A 14,852-nucleotide genomic window follows, 5' to 3' on the forward strand; every position below is an offset into this window, starting at 1 on the left:
CGGCAACCCCGGCAACGAGCCAAAGAACCCGGCCGTCCCGAAGGTGAACACGCCGCCGTCCTTGCCGACCAGCCAGTAGCCATGACCACCCGGGGTCGCAGCGATCCCGACGATCGGCGCCGCCAGCTTCACCCCACCGAGCGAACCGTCGAAGCGGGCGTCTCCCAAGGTGAAGACCCCGCCGTTGGCGGTGGCCAGCCAGGAGCCCCCACTGTCGGGGGTCCGGGCCACCCCGACGACCGGCGCGCTGAGCGGCAGGCCGTGGCCGGACCCGACAAAGGGCATGGCCCCGAAGGTGAAGATCCCGCCGTCGGCGGCCGCCATGAGGTAGCCGCTTGAGGGGGCCGGCTCGGCGAAGGTCGGCACGGTCACCGAGCTGAAGCTGTTGCCCGAGATGCCCTGGGTCTCGACGTTGTCGGTCCAGATCCCGTAGTAGTCGTCGCTGATCTGGTTGCCGGTCGCCACGGTCCCGGTGACCGGCTGGACCGCCGAGTAGACGAGGATGCCGGTGGTGGAGATCACCCCGGCGTCGGGGTCACCGGCGGTAGGGGAGCCCTGCGAGAACACCCCGGCCCCGGCGTTCGTCTCGCCCACGGCGTTCTGCCCGATGGTGTTGTCGACGAACTGGTTCCCGTTCACGTCCTGGTCGGGAGCGTGGCTGTGCACCGTGATGCCGGCCTGCCCGTTGCCGCTCACCGTGTTGCCCTTGACGAGGTTGTCGTAGGAGCCAGTGCCGGGGAACGGGGCGGCCATGAGGATGCCCGCGCCCCCACCCCCTTCGGTGCCGTTCCCCGTGACGACGTTGTCCTCGACGGTGTTGTCATAGACGCCGCCCTCGGTCGGCTGGGGTGTCCCGCTGCTCGAGACAGCCAGGGCGTTGTGGGAGGGCAGGGTGATGCCGCAGTCCCAGACGTTGTCCTTCACCGTGTTGTCCTCGATGAGGTTCCCGCTGCTCGGACCGGCGTAGGGCGTCGAGTAGCCGAAGGCCTTCGCTCCGAGGCTCCCGGCCGGGATCCCGTCGGTCACCAGGATGCCGCCGGTGTTCCCGCTCACCGTGTTGCCCTGGACGGTCGAGTCGGTGACCGCCCGCAAGTGGAGGCCCTCGCCGCAGTCGTTGACGCCGGTTTGGGGCTGGCAGGCCAGGTCGTTGTCGGTCACGACGTTGTCGGCCACGGTCACCTTCGAGGTGCCCTGGACGAGGACGCCGGACTGCTGGGCGTGCTCAACGGTGAATCCCTCGACGGTGCTGCCCGCAGCAGCGGCACCCTGGACGACGATCCCGTCGGCTTGCCCCGAAGCGTCGATGACCGCCCCGGTGGTGCCCTGCAGCGTCACGGCGACGCCCTGGACCGTCACCATCTCGTCGTAGGTCCCGGCGCACACCGTGATCGTGTCGCCGCTGGTGGCTGCGGCGACGGCTGCCGAGATGCTGCTGTACGCCGCGCTCTGGCACGAGGTGTCGGCCCCGCCGCTCGTCCCGCTCGGGGACACGTAGAGCGTGCTGCTCGTCGCGGCACCCGCTGGGCCAGCGACCAGGAGCAGGGCGCCGCCCCCGAGGGCGCTGGCCGCGCCCAACAGGGCAGCGCCCAAGACCCGACCCTTCCTCGCTCGCCACCCGACCTGCGCTCGTCCGGGCGTTCGGCGCGCTCGGCCAGTTGTTTTCCTCATCGACTGCATGCGTTCGTGCTCCTCCCCACGCGTCCCGGAACGCGTCCAGTGCTTCCGTGCCGAGGCCCGACACCTGGGCCCTCGCATGGGCCCTCGTGGAGCACCAGCTATGCGCCCCGCCCAACGAGAGAGCACACGAACGTCACGAGTATCAAGCCACGACTGGCCTCGGTCCCCCGGAGGACCGACTCCCGCCAGCCGCCATCGGCACAGGACTTTTCCCTGCGCATCACCTGCCCGGCACGGGCAACAGCCTAGCCCGGGCCCTTTGCGTCGGCAGGGATCCGACAAAAGAGCAGACCGCCCACGAAGCGGCTACCATCGCAGCACCACGACAAAGGCGATTCCAACACATGGCGTTCGTCGTCCAGGATCGGGGGGCCGGCGCACGCCGACGGGAGATCGCGCTGCTCGGCGAGGGGCGGCTCTCGGGCGACGGCGGGGAGGCCACGGTGTCGGGCCATGGGGCCGTCGTGCTGGCCTGTCTGCTCTCGAACCGCGACCGGGCGCTGTCGACCGGCGACCTGGCCGATGCCTTGTGGGAGAACGACGTCCCCCGCAGCTGGCGGAGCGTCGTGCGGCTCGAGGTGAGCCGCCTGCGGCGTCTCCTCGAGGACGTCCTGTGCGCCGCCTGCCAGGTCCCCATGACCCGCCTGGGCTATCGGGTCGTGCTCCCCGACGAGACCTGGGTCGACCTGTGGGCGGCCCGGGACCTCGTGGCGCGCGCCGAGGCCGCCCGGGCAGCCGGGCAGCACGAGCAGGCCGTGGTCCTGGCCGAGCAGGCCGACGAGCTCCTCGCCCGTCCGCTGCTGGCCGGGCTGGAACGGCACTGGGTCGCCCGGGAACGGGACCGGCTCGACCAGCTCCGACGCTCAGCCCTGTGGTGCGCCGTCGAGAGCGCCGAGGCCTCGGGGGCTGACAATCGTGCGCTGGCCGCGCTGGAACGCCTGGCGGAACTCGACCCGTTGGACGAAGCGGCCTGCCGTCGGCTGATGGCTCGCCAGTTGGCTCGGCGGAACCGGGCCGGCGCCCTGCACACCTACGCCCGGCTCCGGCGTCGGCTGCGGGAGGACCTCGGCGTGGTGCCCGACGAGGCAACCGAAACGGTGTACCTGCAGGCGCTTGGGGCCGACCCGAGAGGACCGGCGACCCATGCCCACCTGCTCGGGGGCCAGGCCCCGTCGCTGGTCGGGCGGGACGCCGAACTCGAGCTGCTCGCCGGTGCCTGGCGGGCAGCAGCGAGCGGGGCCAGCCCGCTCGTGATCGTCCGAGGCGAGGCCGGCTCCGGCAAGACCGCGTTGCTGCGGGCCGCCGTCGCGACACCTCCCGTTCCGGGCGCCGCGGTCCTCTGGGCCGCGCTGGGCAGGAGCCCGCTCGGGCTCGTCGACCTGGTCGAGTCGGCCGGCCTGCCGGGGCCGCCGTGCCCGGCGCTTCGCCTGCAGCCCCCGAACGACCCGCACCCCGGACCGCCGGCGGGCTCGGCGGATCCCCTGTTGGCCGAACAGGTCGCCAGGCTCGTGGCCTTCTGGCGCCAGCTCGCCGCCTGTCATCCGACCCTGGTGGTGCTCGACGACGTCCATCGGGCCGGGCCCGAGGTGCGTCGAGCCCTGGAGCTGCTGGTGCACGCCGAGCCGGTGCCGGGCCTCGCCCTGGTCCTGAGCGCCGAACCGGGGACCGAAGACCCCACCGACGGGCTGGTCGCCCTGTCCCCCGACCGCCCGGCCCGCGTGGTGCACCTCGGCGGGCTGGGACGAGACGCGGTGCGGACCCTGGCCAGCCGGGCAGGGCTCCGGCCCTCCGCCACGGTGGTCGCCGAGCTCGTCGAACGCAGCGGGGGCAACCCGGGGCTGCTGCTGGCCGTGCTGGGGGGTGGGCCGGGCCCGTCGGGGGCGGGGCCGGGGCCCTCGCTGCGGGACCTGCTGGCCGCCCGCCTGGCCCGCTTGGCACCCGAGCACCGACGGCTGCTGGGCCTGGCCGCCGGCCAGGGCGACTCGCTCGACCCCTTGGCCCTGGCCGAGGCCGGCCTGGCCTCCGTCGAAGTGCTCGAGTCGGCCCTGGTGGCCGGCGAGCGGCTGGGCTTGGTGGTCCGCCCCTTTGGGAGCCCCCAGGTGGTCCTGGCCCACCACCTGCTCCGGGACCTCCTCCGGGCCGAGGCGGCGCCGAGCTGGCTGGCCGGTGCCGGCTCGTCGAACCGCTTTTCGGGGGACCGGATCGACGCAGAGCAGGTCACAGCCCGCGCCCCGACATGGCGGCACTGGCTTGCGGCGGCGAGCGCCGCCAGCGCCCGGGGCGATCACCGCCTCGCCGCCGAGCACGCCGGCCGGGCCGTGACCGTCCTCGAGACGGCGGGGCTGGCGAAGGGGCCGGCGGCGCTTCGCGCCCTCCTCGTCTGGGGGTTCGAACTGGCCCAGGCCGGGGACACCCGCGCCCGCCCGGTGCTGTTCGACGCGGCCGAGGTGGCCCTGGCGCTCTCGAGCCCGACGCAGGCCGCCGAAGCACTGGTGGTGGCCTCGGCCTCCTTGGTGCCGACCTCGGTGGCCGGCCCGGACCAGCGCTTCGAGAACCTCGCCCGGACGGTCCTTCGTCGTCGGCTCGCCCCGACGGTGCGGGCCCGGCTGCTCGTGGCCCTGGCCGGCGAGCTGCTCTGGGACCGGCCCCTGGCCCTGCGCCAGCAGCTGGTCAACCAGGCGTGCCGCCTGGCCCGGGCCACCGGGGACGTCCAGCTGGCCGCCGAGGTGGGGGTGGCGGCCCACCTGGCCACCACCTGGCCAGGCAACCTCGGCGCCCGCCACCGCAACGCCGCTGGGCTCCTCCATCGAGCCAGGGCGCGGCGGGACCCTGCGCTCGAGCTGCGGGCCCGCTTGTTCCTCGCCGACGCCCTGCTCGAAGGGTTCGCGCTGGACCGGGCCCGAGCGGAGCTCACCGCAGCCGAGCTGCTCGCCGGCCGGCTCGGCCGGCACTTCCCGTGGGAAGTCCAGGTGCGCCAGGCGGGGCTGGCCCTGCTGACCGATGGCCTCGACGCCGCCGAGATCGCCGCCCAGCGGGCCTACGACACCGGACGCCAGGGCGGGGCGCCGGCCGAGGGCATCCTCGCGGTGCTCGGCGCCCAGCTGGCCCTGATCCGGTTCGAGCAGGGCCGCCTCGGGGAGCTCGCGAGCCTCCTCGACGCTCTCGAGGACGGCCGGCCGCCCTGGGTCGTCTGGCAGGTGGCCCAGTGCTTCGCCCTGGCCGAGCAGGGCCGAGGCGAGGAGGCCTGCCGGGTCCTCGGGGCACTGGCCAAGGACCGCTTCGCGGGCCTCGTGCCGAACATGGCCCAGCTCGGGTCCCTCACCTTCCTCGGCCTCGTGGCGGCCCGGTTCGGGGACCTCACGCACTGTGCGACCCTCCTCGAGCTTCTCCACCCCTACCGCCACCGGCTCAGCTGGGGCCTGGCGGTCTCGGCCGGGCCGGTCGGCCTGGCCGTCGGCCAACTCCAGGCCCGCCTCGGCGAGGGCCCAGCCGCCAGGCGGACCCTCGCTGCCACAGCAGCCCGCTGCCGACGGGTCGGGGCGACCCGCTGGGCGGCGAGGGCCGAGGCGGCGCTCCTCAGCCTGCCGGGGTGAGCTGCCCGCCTGTTACCTGAAGCGTCAGGCGGACACCGTCGGGTTGCCGCTGGCATCGGCAGGGGCAGCGCCGAGGCCCAGCGCATTCGAGGACCTGCGGAGCGCCCAGGAAACGGGGCCGTCCGCCGGGCTCGGCGCGTCACTCGACCAGGGGCACGATACCGATCCTTGGTTCCCCCTCACCCGGTCCATCGGGACGGTCGGTGTGCTGGCAGTCTGGACCTGCGGCGCACCGCCTCCTGCCCGTCCCCGGGGACCGCTCACCAGCGTCCTGCCACGGAGCGGGGTGATCCGGGGACCCGGCCGCATGGTGCGGGGAGGAGCGCATACGCAGCGCAAACCGGCCTCCGCCTGGTCAGCACGTTCCGTGGCATGAACACTGCCGTTGGTGCTGTGCGGGGATGACGGGGCCGTGATCGGTCGCGAAGCGGTGTTCGGGGTGCCGTCAGCCCAGCTGGCGGGCCGGGTGCTGGGAGGTCGTGGCGACCGAGGAACGCGGCGGGAGCTAGGCGCCGGGGGCCGATCCGGCGGCCCCCTGCAGGGGGCCCGGCTCGGGCTCGCCGGCCTGGAGGCCCCGGAGGGCATCGTCGGCCCGGCGCACCTCGTCGAGGGTGGCGGCCTGGCGGGCCTCGAGGCGCTCGGCCAGGTCCGGGTCCTCGACCGCCAGGATGCGGACGGCCAGGAGACCGGCGTTGTGGGCGTTGCCGATGGCCACGGTGGCGACGGGGACACCGCGGGGCATCTGAACGATGGAGAGCAGCGAGTCCAGGCCGTCCAGGTGCCGGAGGGGCACCGGCACCCCGATGACCGGCAGGCTGGTGACCGAGGCGAGCATGCCGGGCAGGTGAGCCGCGCCCCCGGCCCCGGCGATGAGGACCCGCAGGCCCCGAGCCCGGGCTTCCCGCCCGTACTCGAGCATGTCGAAGGGGCGACGGTGGGCCGACATGACCCGCAGCTCGCAGGGCACGCCGAACTCCGCCAGGACGGCGGCGGCAGGCGCCATGACCTCCTGGTCGGAGGTGCTCCCCATGGCGATCCCGACGAGTGGCCCGCTGGCCCCCGAGACCACGGTCACGCCCTCCTGCCGGCGCCGGCCGGGTCGTTCACCTCGGCGCCGAGCAGCACGCCAGCCGCCCGTCGGGCCCGTTCCAAGGCCTCGCCGACGTCGTCCCCGAGGACCGTCAGGTGGCCGATCTTGCGGCCCCGGCGGGGCGCCTTGCCGTAGAGGTGGACGTGCACCCGGGGATCCTCCAGGGCGAGGGGCAGCCGGTCCGGCACCGTCGCCCGGTCGTCGGTGGCGATGAGGTTCACCGTGGCGGCCGGGGACCGCAGCGCCGAGGACCCGAGCGGCCAGTCGAGGACCGCCCGGAGGTGCTGGTGGAACTGGGAGGTCACGGCGGCCTCCATGGTGATGTGCCCGGTGTTGTGGGGCCGGAGGGCCAGTTCGTTCACGAGCAGCCGCCCGTCGCGGGTCCAGAAGCACTCGAGGGCAAGGACGCCGGTCGCGCCGATGGTCTCGGCCACGGCCCGGGCCATCCCCTCGGCCTCCTCGAGCACGGTCGTCGGCAGGTCGGCGGGGACGGTCAGCTCCCGGCAGATGCCCTCGACCTGGCGGGTGCCGATCGGCGGGTAGCACGCCAGCTGCCCGCTGGGTCGACGGGCCAGGACGACGGCGCACTCCGCCGCCAGCTCGAGGTGCTCCTCGACCAGCCACGGGGGACCCTCGGAACCCTCGTCCCCTTGCCGGCCCTCGGTCGGGAAGAGCGCGGCGGCCTGCGCCCCGAGGGCCGCAGGCCCCTCCAGGACCCGCACCCCTCGGCCGTCGTAGCCGCCCCGGGTGGCCTTCAGGACGAGCGGCCAGCCGTAGCGGTCCCCGAAGCGGGCCACGTCCTCGGCGCACCACGCCGGACCGTGGGCCGGGAAGGGGAACCCGGCCGGGCCCAGCACCTCCCGGACCACCCACTTGTCCTGGCTCACCACGAACGCCTCCGGCGCGGGCCGCAGGACGTGCCCGGCATCGGCCAGGCGCCGGAGGTGGGCCGGGGGGATGACCTCGTGGTCGAAGGTCACCACCTCGCTGCCCTCCGCCAGGGCGACGAGGTCCTCGTAGTTCCCCGGCACGCCGCGCACCCACTCGGCCCCAGCCGCCACCGCCGGCTCGTCCTCCCCCCGGGCGAGGACCTGGAGGGCCACCCCGTAGTCCAGGGCCGCCTGGTAGGTCATCCGGGCCAGCTGGCCTGCGCCCACCATGCCCACCCGGGCCGAGGGAGCCGACGCCTCGGTGGGCGCGACCAGGGAGCCGGCTCCACCCGTGGGCTGCCTCTCCTGCCGCATCGGCCCGAGGATAGTGGCGCAACCCCGTCGCTCCGAAGCCCAGAAACCCACTAGCCACGGGCACAGCAACCAACCCGGGCCTTGTCCGCGCTCCTGGGACCGCTCGCGCCCCCGGCAGGATTCGAACCTGCGACGCACGGTTTAGGAAACCGTCGCTCTCTCCTCTGAGCTACGGGGGCCGGCTCGGCACTGCCCGCAGCAGCGTATCTGCCTGGAGGCCCATCGCCCGGTGGCACCTGGACCGTGCTCGCGGTGTCGACGCGGCCGGGGTTGACGCGAGCGGAAGGAACGATGCCGGGCCACGGGGCGATGGCTGGGCCTGGCTAGGGTGCGGGCATGCCAGCGGGAGGCCGGGCCGAGGCGACCCAGCGAGCCGGCGCGGGCCAGGCCGCGGCGGTGGCCACCTCGGCGCTGACGAAGCGCTTTGGGGACCGGGTCGCCTACGAGGAGGTGACCCTGGAGGTCCACGAGGGCGAGGTGTTCGGGCTGCTCGGCCCGAACGGAGCCGGCAAGACCACCCTGGTGCGGACCCTGACGACCCTGGTGGCCCCGAGCGCCGGCCACGCGACGGTGGCGGGGTTGGCGGTGACCGAGGCCAACGCCCTGGCGATCCGAAAGCGGGTCGGGGTCATGCCCGAGACCCCCGGGCTCTACCTGCGCCTGAGCGTCGAGGACAATCTCCGCTGCTTCGCCGAGCTCCGCGAGCTGCCCGATGCGGCGGCCGAGGTGCGCCGAGTCCTCGAGGTGGTGGGGATGACCGGCCGGGCCCGGGACCCCTGCGGCGCCCTCTCCAAGGGGCTCCGCCAGCGGGTCTCGCTCGCCCGGGCGCTCCTCGGCTCGCCGTCGGTGCTCTTCTTGGACGAGCCGACCTCCGGGCTCGACCCGGGGGCCACCCGGGAGGTCCTCGCCCTGGTCGACGAGCTCCGGCAGGGGGGCGCCACGGTGGTCCTCACCACCCACCGCCTGGAGGAAGCCGAGCGGCTCTGCGACCGGGTGGCGATCCTGGCCACCCGACTCCGCCGGGTCGGACGGCCCGGCGAGCTCCGCCGCCGGCTCTTCGGGGCCGCCTTGACCCTCCGCACCGCCGGGCCCCTTGCCGACCCGGGGGCCCTCCTCGGCGGGGTGCCCGGCGTGCAGCGCTGGCGGGCGTCCGCCCCGTCCACCTACCACCTCGAGGTCGACGATCCCCGGCACGCCGCTCCGGCGCTCGTGCGGGCCCTGGTGGCAGCAGGCGCCGACGTGCTGGAGCTGACCGAGGAACGGCACTCCCTCGAGGACGTCTACCTCCAACTTGTCAGCAAGGAGGATGCGCGGCGATGAACCTGCGGCGGGTGCGGGCCGTGGCCCGCAAGGAGCTGCTGGACCTCCGGCGCAACGGCAACGTGGTCTCGGCGATGGCCATCCTGCCGGCGGTCTTCGTCGTCGAGCCCCTGATCCAGGCCTTCACCCTGACGAGCCGGGCAGCCCTCGCCCTCCACCACGACCACGTCCTGCTCTACCTCCTGGCCGTGCCCAGCCTGGTGCCTGCCACCCTCGCCTCCTACACGGTGGTCGGCGAACGGACCCAGGGCACCCTCGAACCCCTCCTCTCGGCCCCGGTGCGCCGGGACGAACTGGTCCTCGGCAAGGCCCTGGCCGTCCTGGTGCCTTCGGTCCTGGTCTCCTACCTGCTCTTCGGGCTCTACCTCACGGTGGTCGAGCTGTTCGCCAAGCCCCAGGTGGTCTCGACCGTGGTCCAGGCTCCCGACGTGGCCGTCCAGCTCGTCTTCACGCCTCTCCTGGTCGCCTGGTCCACCTGGGTGGGCATGGCCATCTCCGCCCGAGCCAAGGACCTGCGGGCCGCCAGCCAGCTCGCCATCGTCGCCAGCCTGCCGACCGTGGCCGTCACCTTGCTCGTCGCCTTCGCCATCGTCCCGAGCGGCCTCAAGGTGGCCCTCGGGTTCGGCATCGGCCTCTTCGTCCTCGACCGGGTCGGCTGGCGGGTTGTCACCGGCCTCCTCGACCCCGAGCGCCTGGTCACCGGCATCCGCTGACCGGATCCTTCGGGCTGCGCCATGCGGGGCCTGGCTGGGACTGGACCCGTCCTCGGACCCCCGAGGCGCCAGCACCGAGCGAGCCGGTGTCGACCGCTCGACACCCTGATTTGTTGGTTTCGTCCTTGCCTTCCGCCTCGCCGCCGTCCAGCATCACCCCATGGAGGCCACCTCGCCCGCGCCCTCTCGGTCGGCGGATCGCCGTGACGCCTTGGTCCGGGCGTTCGAGCTGGCAGCCACCGTGACCGACCGAGTGCGCCCCGACCAGCGCGGCGGACCGACCCCCTGCCCGGCGTTCGACGTGGCCGCGCTCGTCGCTCATCTGGTCGGCGCCGCTTGGCGCTCGGTCGACATCGCCCGGGGCGTCGCCCCCACCGGCGAGGAGTTCCCTCACGTGCTGCTGGCCGACGCCCCCGACGAGCTGCGCCGAGCCGGAGCCGACGCGGCTTCGGCGTGGACCGACGATCGGCTCGAGGCCACCACCACGATGCCCTGGGGCGAAACCTACCAGGGCACCACCCTGGTCGACATGTACCTGAGCGAACTGGTCGCGCACGCCTGGGACCTCGCCGCCGCCACCGGACAAGACCTGCCGATCGACGACGACCTGGCCGCCGAGGCGCTCGCCGCCGCTCGTTCCATGCTGCGCCCGGAGTACCGGGACATGCTGGGCGTCGGGAGCCCCTTCGGGGCCGAGCAGCCCGTCGCCGACGACGCCGCTACGCTCGACCGGTTCGTGGCGTTCATGGGTCGGCGCCCCGCCTGGCGGCCCTGAGCGCCCGATCAACCAGGGCCCCTCGTCCGTTCGCCACCCGACACGCGACGTCGACCTGGATGGGCGGGAGGTCACCACCTGGCGGCCCCTTCCCTCTTCTATCCTCCCGGTCGTGCCGCCGGCCTTCGACCCCGACGCGGCCGCTGCCTACCTGACGGCTGCCGACGCCAGCCTGACGGGCCGAGTGCGGGTCCATCTCGTCCAGCACCAGCTGGCCTGGCACCTCCCGTCGCCGCCGGCGCGGGTCCTGGACGTGGGCGGCGGGGCCGGTCACCAGGCCGTCCCCTTGGCCCGTCAGGGCTACGAGGTCACCATCGTGGACCCCTCGGTGGCCATGCTCGAGGAGGCCGCCACTCGCCTGGCCGACGGACCCCCGGAGGTCGCCGCCCGGGTCCGGCTGGTTCCTGGGCGCGGCGAGGACCTTCCGCAGCTGGTGCCCGGCCGCTTCGAGGTCGTCCTCTGCCACGGCGTCCTGCTCTACCTCGAGGACCCCGACCCGCTCCTCCGAGGGGTCGCTTCGGTGCTCGCCCCAGGCGGCCTCGTCTCGCTCCTCACCCTCCAGCAACCCTCTCTCGCCCTCCGCCTCGCGCTCGGGCATCGCTGGACCGAGGCCCTCTCGGCGCTCGACGCGGACCACGAGGTCGGCGTGCTCGGCCTGCCCACCCGGGCCGAGACCCCGGAGACGCTCGCCGCCCGCCTCGAGGCACTCGCAGTAGCGCCCCTCGCGTGGTACGGGGGGTGGCTCTTCGCCGACCTGCTCGGGCCCCTGGACCTCCCCGACGGCGAGCTCGAGGCCTTCTTGGCCCTCGAGCTCGAGGGCAGCCGCCGCGACCCCTACCGGCGGCTCAGCCGGGTCTTCCATCTCCTCGGCCGAGGAACGGCCAGTGCGCCCCGAGCTGGAGCCCCTCAGGCCGTGCGGCCGCCGATCCCCTCGGCCTGATCGGCGAGCGGACCGCCGCCGGTTCCTTCCGGGAGCTCGCAGCCGCAGGCGTCGAGGCATCGGGCGGTGGCGAGCTTCCAGAGGCCCCAGAGGCCGGTGGCGAGGAGGAGGGCGAGGCTGGCGCTGAGCAGGTCGGTCTGGTGGACGGCGAAGAAGTGTTGGACGGTGCCGGTGGTCGAGTAGAGGCTGAGCCCGGAGACCCCGACGAAGGCGAGGACCGAGGGGACGAAGGGGGTGCAGCAGAGGAAGCTCGGCAGGAGGCTGACCACGAAGGCCACCCCGCTGGCCGCTCCGGTGGCGGCCCGGGCTCGGGCGATCCTGCGCATGGCGTGGACCTGGATGACGATCACCAGGCCCATGCCGAGCCCGAGGGCCACGCTCCAGGCTGCCTGGTAGGCGGTGAGGTAGTCCCAGTTCGCCAGGGAGAGCCGCTGGGTGAAGTCGAAGGGCAGGAGCAGCGTGTAGGCCAGGGCGACCAGGGCCGAGGCCACGACCGCGGCGAGGCGCCTCCCGGGGGTGCCGAGCACCTCCCGGGCTGCTGCCCGAAGGGCGCTGAGCCCTGGCCTGGTCCTCGACCCGGGGCTCGCGGTGGTGCTCACCGGGCCGACCACCGGGTGGCGCCCCGGGCCCCTGGTTCGCAGCAGGCCCCGCCCCGCTGACGCCGCCGATACCACCAGAACCCGGCGGTCAGAGCGAGGAGCGCCCCGAGGATCCCCCCGACGGTCCCCAGGGTGGCAGCGCTCGCCGCGGCCAGCGCCCCGACGAGGAGCGGCCCCCCGCAGCAGATCGCCATGGGCACCAGCACCAACAGCCACCCCCACCCGCTCGGCGCCGAGGCGGCCTCGGCGGGAACCGGCGGTGGCTCCCGGTGGCCTGCTACCCGTGCTCCTCGCTCCGTCTGCGTCATGGCCATGGTGCTCACCTCGCTCCTGGCACCGGTCGTTCCCACCGGACCGGCTGGGCCGCTGCGGGCCGGTCGTGTGGCTCCCGGGTGCGACCCGTCCACGCCCCCCAGCTTACTACAGCTTCGTAGTAGTGTCGAGGGGGTGGTGCGAGGCGGGGCAGGACCGCTGGGCGCTGCGCAGGGGCCGTGCCGCCACGAGAAGGGCGCCGATCCCGCAGAGCACCTCCCCGCCGAGGTCCTGGCGCCCGCTGACCGAGAGGCACACCAGCCAGGCGAACAGCCCGACGAGGACCAGCGCCAGCCCCCCGGCGACCAGGTCGACCAGGGGTGCGCGCCGAGGAGGCGCCTGGAGGCGCTCGATGCGCGCCGCGAGGTGCTCGGGGTCCCCGAAGCCCCCGGCGGGCTGGTTGGCGGCGAGGATCGTGCGGGTGAGGGCACGCAGCAGGACCGAGGCGCCCACCACCCGGGCTGCTTCGTCGTCCGCTGCAGCCTCGAGCGCGCCTCGCAGGGCCCGAGCGCGCCGCTGCACCGGGGGCAGGGCCCCGTAGGCCCGTTCGATCACGCTGGCGAGCACCAGGATCCGGGGGTGCCCGAGGCGCAGGTGAGCCGCCTCGTGCTCCACCACCGCCCGCTGCTCCTCGGGACCAAGCGGGGCGAGCACCGCGCTGGTCACCACCGCGACCGGCCGCAGGATCCCCGACGCGTACGCGGCCCGGCGCGCACTGGGCACCACCCAAACCACCCCGCCTCGCCCCCCGACCCGCATCGTCGCCACCCGGCGCACCAGGGCAGGCAGCTCGGTGCGCCGCGCGGCCCGGACCGTCGAGACCGCCTGGCGCACGAGCGGGACCAGGGTCAAGCCCCCGATCCCAGCCCCGATCAGCACCCAGGCACCGCTCGGCACGCTCAGCCAACAACCCCCACTGCCCAGGCGCCCACTCGCCACCGCCTCCGCCACCAGGTCCCCCAGGCAGCCCGCGCTGAGCGCGGGGAGCAACGCCCACCCGAGCAGCCCCGAGAGCTGCAGCGCGGCGAGCAGCCGCGGGGAGCCGCGCTGGATCCACCCGAGGCTGCCGAGCTCGGGCAGCACCACGAACAGCGCCACCCCCAGGGCCACCAGGCCGACAGGGCTCACGGCTCTCCTCCCCGCCGGCTCGCCTTGCGCCCACGCCGACGCCGCAGCGCCTGCGCGAGCTGCTCGACTACGCCGGGGTCCTCGAGATCATCGACCAGGTGGGCCAGCACCGCGCCGGGATCCTGGGCCGAGGAGAGCAGCCGGGCGATAGCGGCGGCGGTGAGCTCCTCGGGATCCCCAAGGGTCTGGTAGCGAAAGCTCCGACCGTCGGGGATCCGCTCCACCAAGCCCTTGTCCACCAGCCTGCCCAAGACGGTCATGACCGTCGTATAGGCCCGTCGCCGACCCGGCAACCGGGCGAGCAGCTCCCGGCCGCTCAAGGGCTCCTCGGCGCCCCAGAGCACCTCGAGGACCGCGTCCTCCAGCGACCCCACCTGGTGCCCCGCGACCACCTTCCGCATCACCGTTCCCCTCGCTCGGCTCGGTTCGCCCACCCATCCTCCCAAACATTGGCGGGCCACGCCCCGCGACCCGCCCCCCTACAACTACGACACTGTAGTAGAGTGGGGGCGTGGGCCGGGACCCCCGCTCGACCAGCGACCAGGCCACCCGCCGACGCTCGGCGCTCACCTACGGGGTGCTCGTCGCCGCGTTCTTCGGGTGCTGCCTCGTGCCCTTGCTCGTCGGTCTCGTCGAGAGCGCGAACCCCGCGGTCCTCGGGCTGCTCGGCGCGCTCGTCGGCCTGGCCGGGGTGCTCGGCGGCCGTCGCGTCGCTATCCGGCGTCGCCAGAGCCGTTCGACGGCCTCGCCCCTTGGGTCCGAGACCCGCGGGTGAGCGAACCAGCCCACCTGAGCAGTCGACCCCAGCCACGACCCACGAGGAGGAACGAGCGTGAGCCCAGCGCAACGACAGGGCACGGCCGGTTCGAACCGGGCCCGCCGGCAAGCCGCCCAGGCCCAGGCCCGCCGCCGACGCCACCTCGGCCTCGGCCTGAGCAGCGTCGCGGTCCTCGCGCTCATCGGGGTGCTCATCGGCCTGCACGCCAGCAGCACGAGCACCCCCACCGCCTTGCCCCAGGTCGGCCAAGAAGCCCCCAACGGCACGTTCCAGACCCTCTCGGGGCGCACAGAGACGGTCGCCTCGCTGCGGGGCCGACCGACCCTCTTGTGGTTCGTGACCACCTGGTGCTCCTCGTGCCAGGCCGGCACCCAGACCATGGCTGCGAACCTCCCCCGGCTCGCCACCTTGGACGTCCGGGTGGTCGAAGTGGAGAACGCCGCGGACCTCGGCCAAAGCGGCCCCTCCATGCACCGCTTCGCCACGGTGCTCGCCGGGTCCGCCTCCACGAACCCCGACTGGACCTTCGGCACCGCCTCCGCTGCCCTCACCAAGGCCTACAACCCCAAGGGCTACCTCGACATCTACTACCTGCTCAACCAAAAAGGCCAGATCACCTACATCAACAGCTCCCCGGCCTCCACCATGAGCGCCCTGCTCGCCGCGGCCCAGAACCTCACCTG

At 74.2% G+C, this 14,852-nt stretch carries 14 protein-coding genes and 1 tRNA gene; 7 read left to right on the forward strand and 8 right to left on the reverse strand.

Annotated features, from left to right (window positions below):
* Positions 1-1,590 (reverse strand): right-handed parallel beta-helix repeat-containing protein (locus tag Acit_RS12325; protein WP_248109352.1); only part of this gene is annotated, 1,590 nt, incomplete at its 3' end.
* 431 nt (positions 1,591-2,021) lie between these two features.
* On the opposite strand from Acit_RS12325, the gene Acit_RS13300 reads away from it, so the two are divergent.
* Positions 2,022-5,270 carry an ATP-binding protein gene (locus tag Acit_RS13300; RefSeq protein WP_282436925.1) on the forward strand — a complete coding sequence of 1,083 codons (3,249 nt, stop codon included), beginning with the start codon at positions 2,022-2,024 and terminating at the stop codon, positions 5,268-5,270.
* Positions 5,271-5,775: 505 nt separating this feature from the next.
* On the opposite strand, the gene purE is transcribed toward Acit_RS13300, so the two are convergent.
* From purE to Acit_RS12345, 3 genes are all read right to left on the reverse strand, one after another.
* Entirely contained in the window at positions 5,776-6,300 is a 525-nt protein-coding gene (purE, locus tag Acit_RS12335; protein WP_282436926.1) for a 5-(carboxyamino)imidazole ribonucleotide mutase, read from the reverse strand.
* A 41-nt stretch (positions 6,301-6,341) separates the two neighbouring features.
* Positions 6,342-7,604, reverse strand: coding sequence for a 5-(carboxyamino)imidazole ribonucleotide synthase (locus Acit_RS12340; protein ID WP_248109354.1), 1,263 nt, complete (start codon positions 7,602-7,604; stop codon positions 6,342-6,344).
* Between the two features lie 106 nt (positions 7,605-7,710).
* Positions 7,711-7,783, reverse strand: a tRNA-Arg gene (locus Acit_RS12345).
* 157 nt (positions 7,784-7,940) lie between these two features.
* Here Acit_RS12345 and Acit_RS12350 point away from each other — a divergent pair.
* The 4 genes from Acit_RS12350 (at position 7,941) to Acit_RS12365 (ending at position 11,352) form a co-directional block, all read left to right on the forward strand.
* Positions 7,941-8,924, forward strand: coding sequence for an ABC transporter ATP-binding protein (locus tag Acit_RS12350; protein ID WP_248109355.1), 984 nt, complete (start codon positions 7,941-7,943; stop codon positions 8,922-8,924).
* A complete protein-coding gene (locus tag Acit_RS12355) occupies positions 8,921-9,637 on the forward strand; it encodes an ABC transporter permease (RefSeq protein ID WP_248109356.1) in 717 nt (238 codons plus the stop codon). Before Acit_RS12350 ends, Acit_RS12355 begins: the two co-directional genes overlap by 4 nt.
* 160 nt (positions 9,638-9,797) lie before the next feature.
* Positions 9,798-10,412, forward strand: a complete 615-nt coding sequence (locus Acit_RS12360; protein ID WP_248109357.1) for a TIGR03086 family metal-binding protein — start codon at positions 9,798-9,800, stop codon at positions 10,410-10,412.
* Between the two features lie 112 nt (positions 10,413-10,524).
* Positions 10,525-11,352: a methyltransferase gene (locus tag Acit_RS12365; RefSeq protein ID WP_248109358.1), complete on the forward strand. Its 828-nt coding sequence runs from the start codon at positions 10,525-10,527 to the stop codon at positions 11,350-11,352.
* Here the strand turns inward: Acit_RS12365 and Acit_RS12370 are convergent.
* The 4 genes from Acit_RS12370 to Acit_RS12385 all read right to left on the reverse strand — a co-directional run bounded on the left by Acit_RS12370 (position 11,319) and on the right by Acit_RS12385 (position 13,792).
* The gene (locus tag Acit_RS12370; RefSeq protein WP_248109359.1) at positions 11,319-11,951 is read right to left on the reverse strand and encodes a hypothetical protein; all 633 of its coding nucleotides are present in this window, start codon (positions 11,949-11,951) and stop codon (positions 11,319-11,321) included. The genes Acit_RS12365 and Acit_RS12370 overlap by 34 nt on opposite strands.
* Positions 11,948-12,265, reverse strand: coding sequence for a hypothetical protein (locus Acit_RS12375; RefSeq protein ID WP_248109360.1), 318 nt, complete (start codon positions 12,263-12,265; stop codon positions 11,948-11,950). Before Acit_RS12375 ends, Acit_RS12370 begins: the two co-directional genes overlap by 4 nt.
* 106 nt (positions 12,266-12,371) lie before the next feature.
* Positions 12,372-13,391 (reverse strand): M48 family metalloprotease, encoded by a 1,020-nt coding sequence (locus Acit_RS13745; protein WP_248109361.1) that lies wholly within the window; start codon positions 13,389-13,391, stop codon positions 12,372-12,374.
* Positions 13,388-13,792, reverse strand: a complete 405-nt coding sequence (locus Acit_RS12385) for a BlaI/MecI/CopY family transcriptional regulator (RefSeq protein ID WP_248109362.1) — start codon at positions 13,790-13,792, stop codon at positions 13,388-13,390. The genes Acit_RS13745 and Acit_RS12385 overlap by 4 nt, the downstream gene beginning before the upstream one ends.
* A 110-nt stretch (positions 13,793-13,902) precedes the next feature.
* Between Acit_RS12385 and Acit_RS12390 the strand changes: the two genes are divergently transcribed.
* Together Acit_RS12390 and Acit_RS12395 are read left to right on the forward strand one after the other, a co-directional pair.
* The gene (locus Acit_RS12390) at positions 13,903-14,166 is read left to right on the forward strand and encodes a hypothetical protein (protein ID WP_248109363.1); all 264 of its coding nucleotides are present in this window, start codon (positions 13,903-13,905) and stop codon (positions 14,164-14,166) included.
* A 57-nt stretch (positions 14,167-14,223) separates the two neighbouring features.
* The coding region (locus Acit_RS12395) for a TlpA family protein disulfide reductase (protein ID WP_248109364.1) at positions 14,224-14,852 on the forward strand (629 nt) is incomplete at its 3' end.

The organism is Aciditerrimonas ferrireducens (assembly GCF_023130475.1).
In the GTDB taxonomy this organism is placed as follows: domain Bacteria; phylum Actinomycetota; class Acidimicrobiia; order Acidimicrobiales; family UBA8190; genus Aciditerrimonas; species Aciditerrimonas ferrireducens.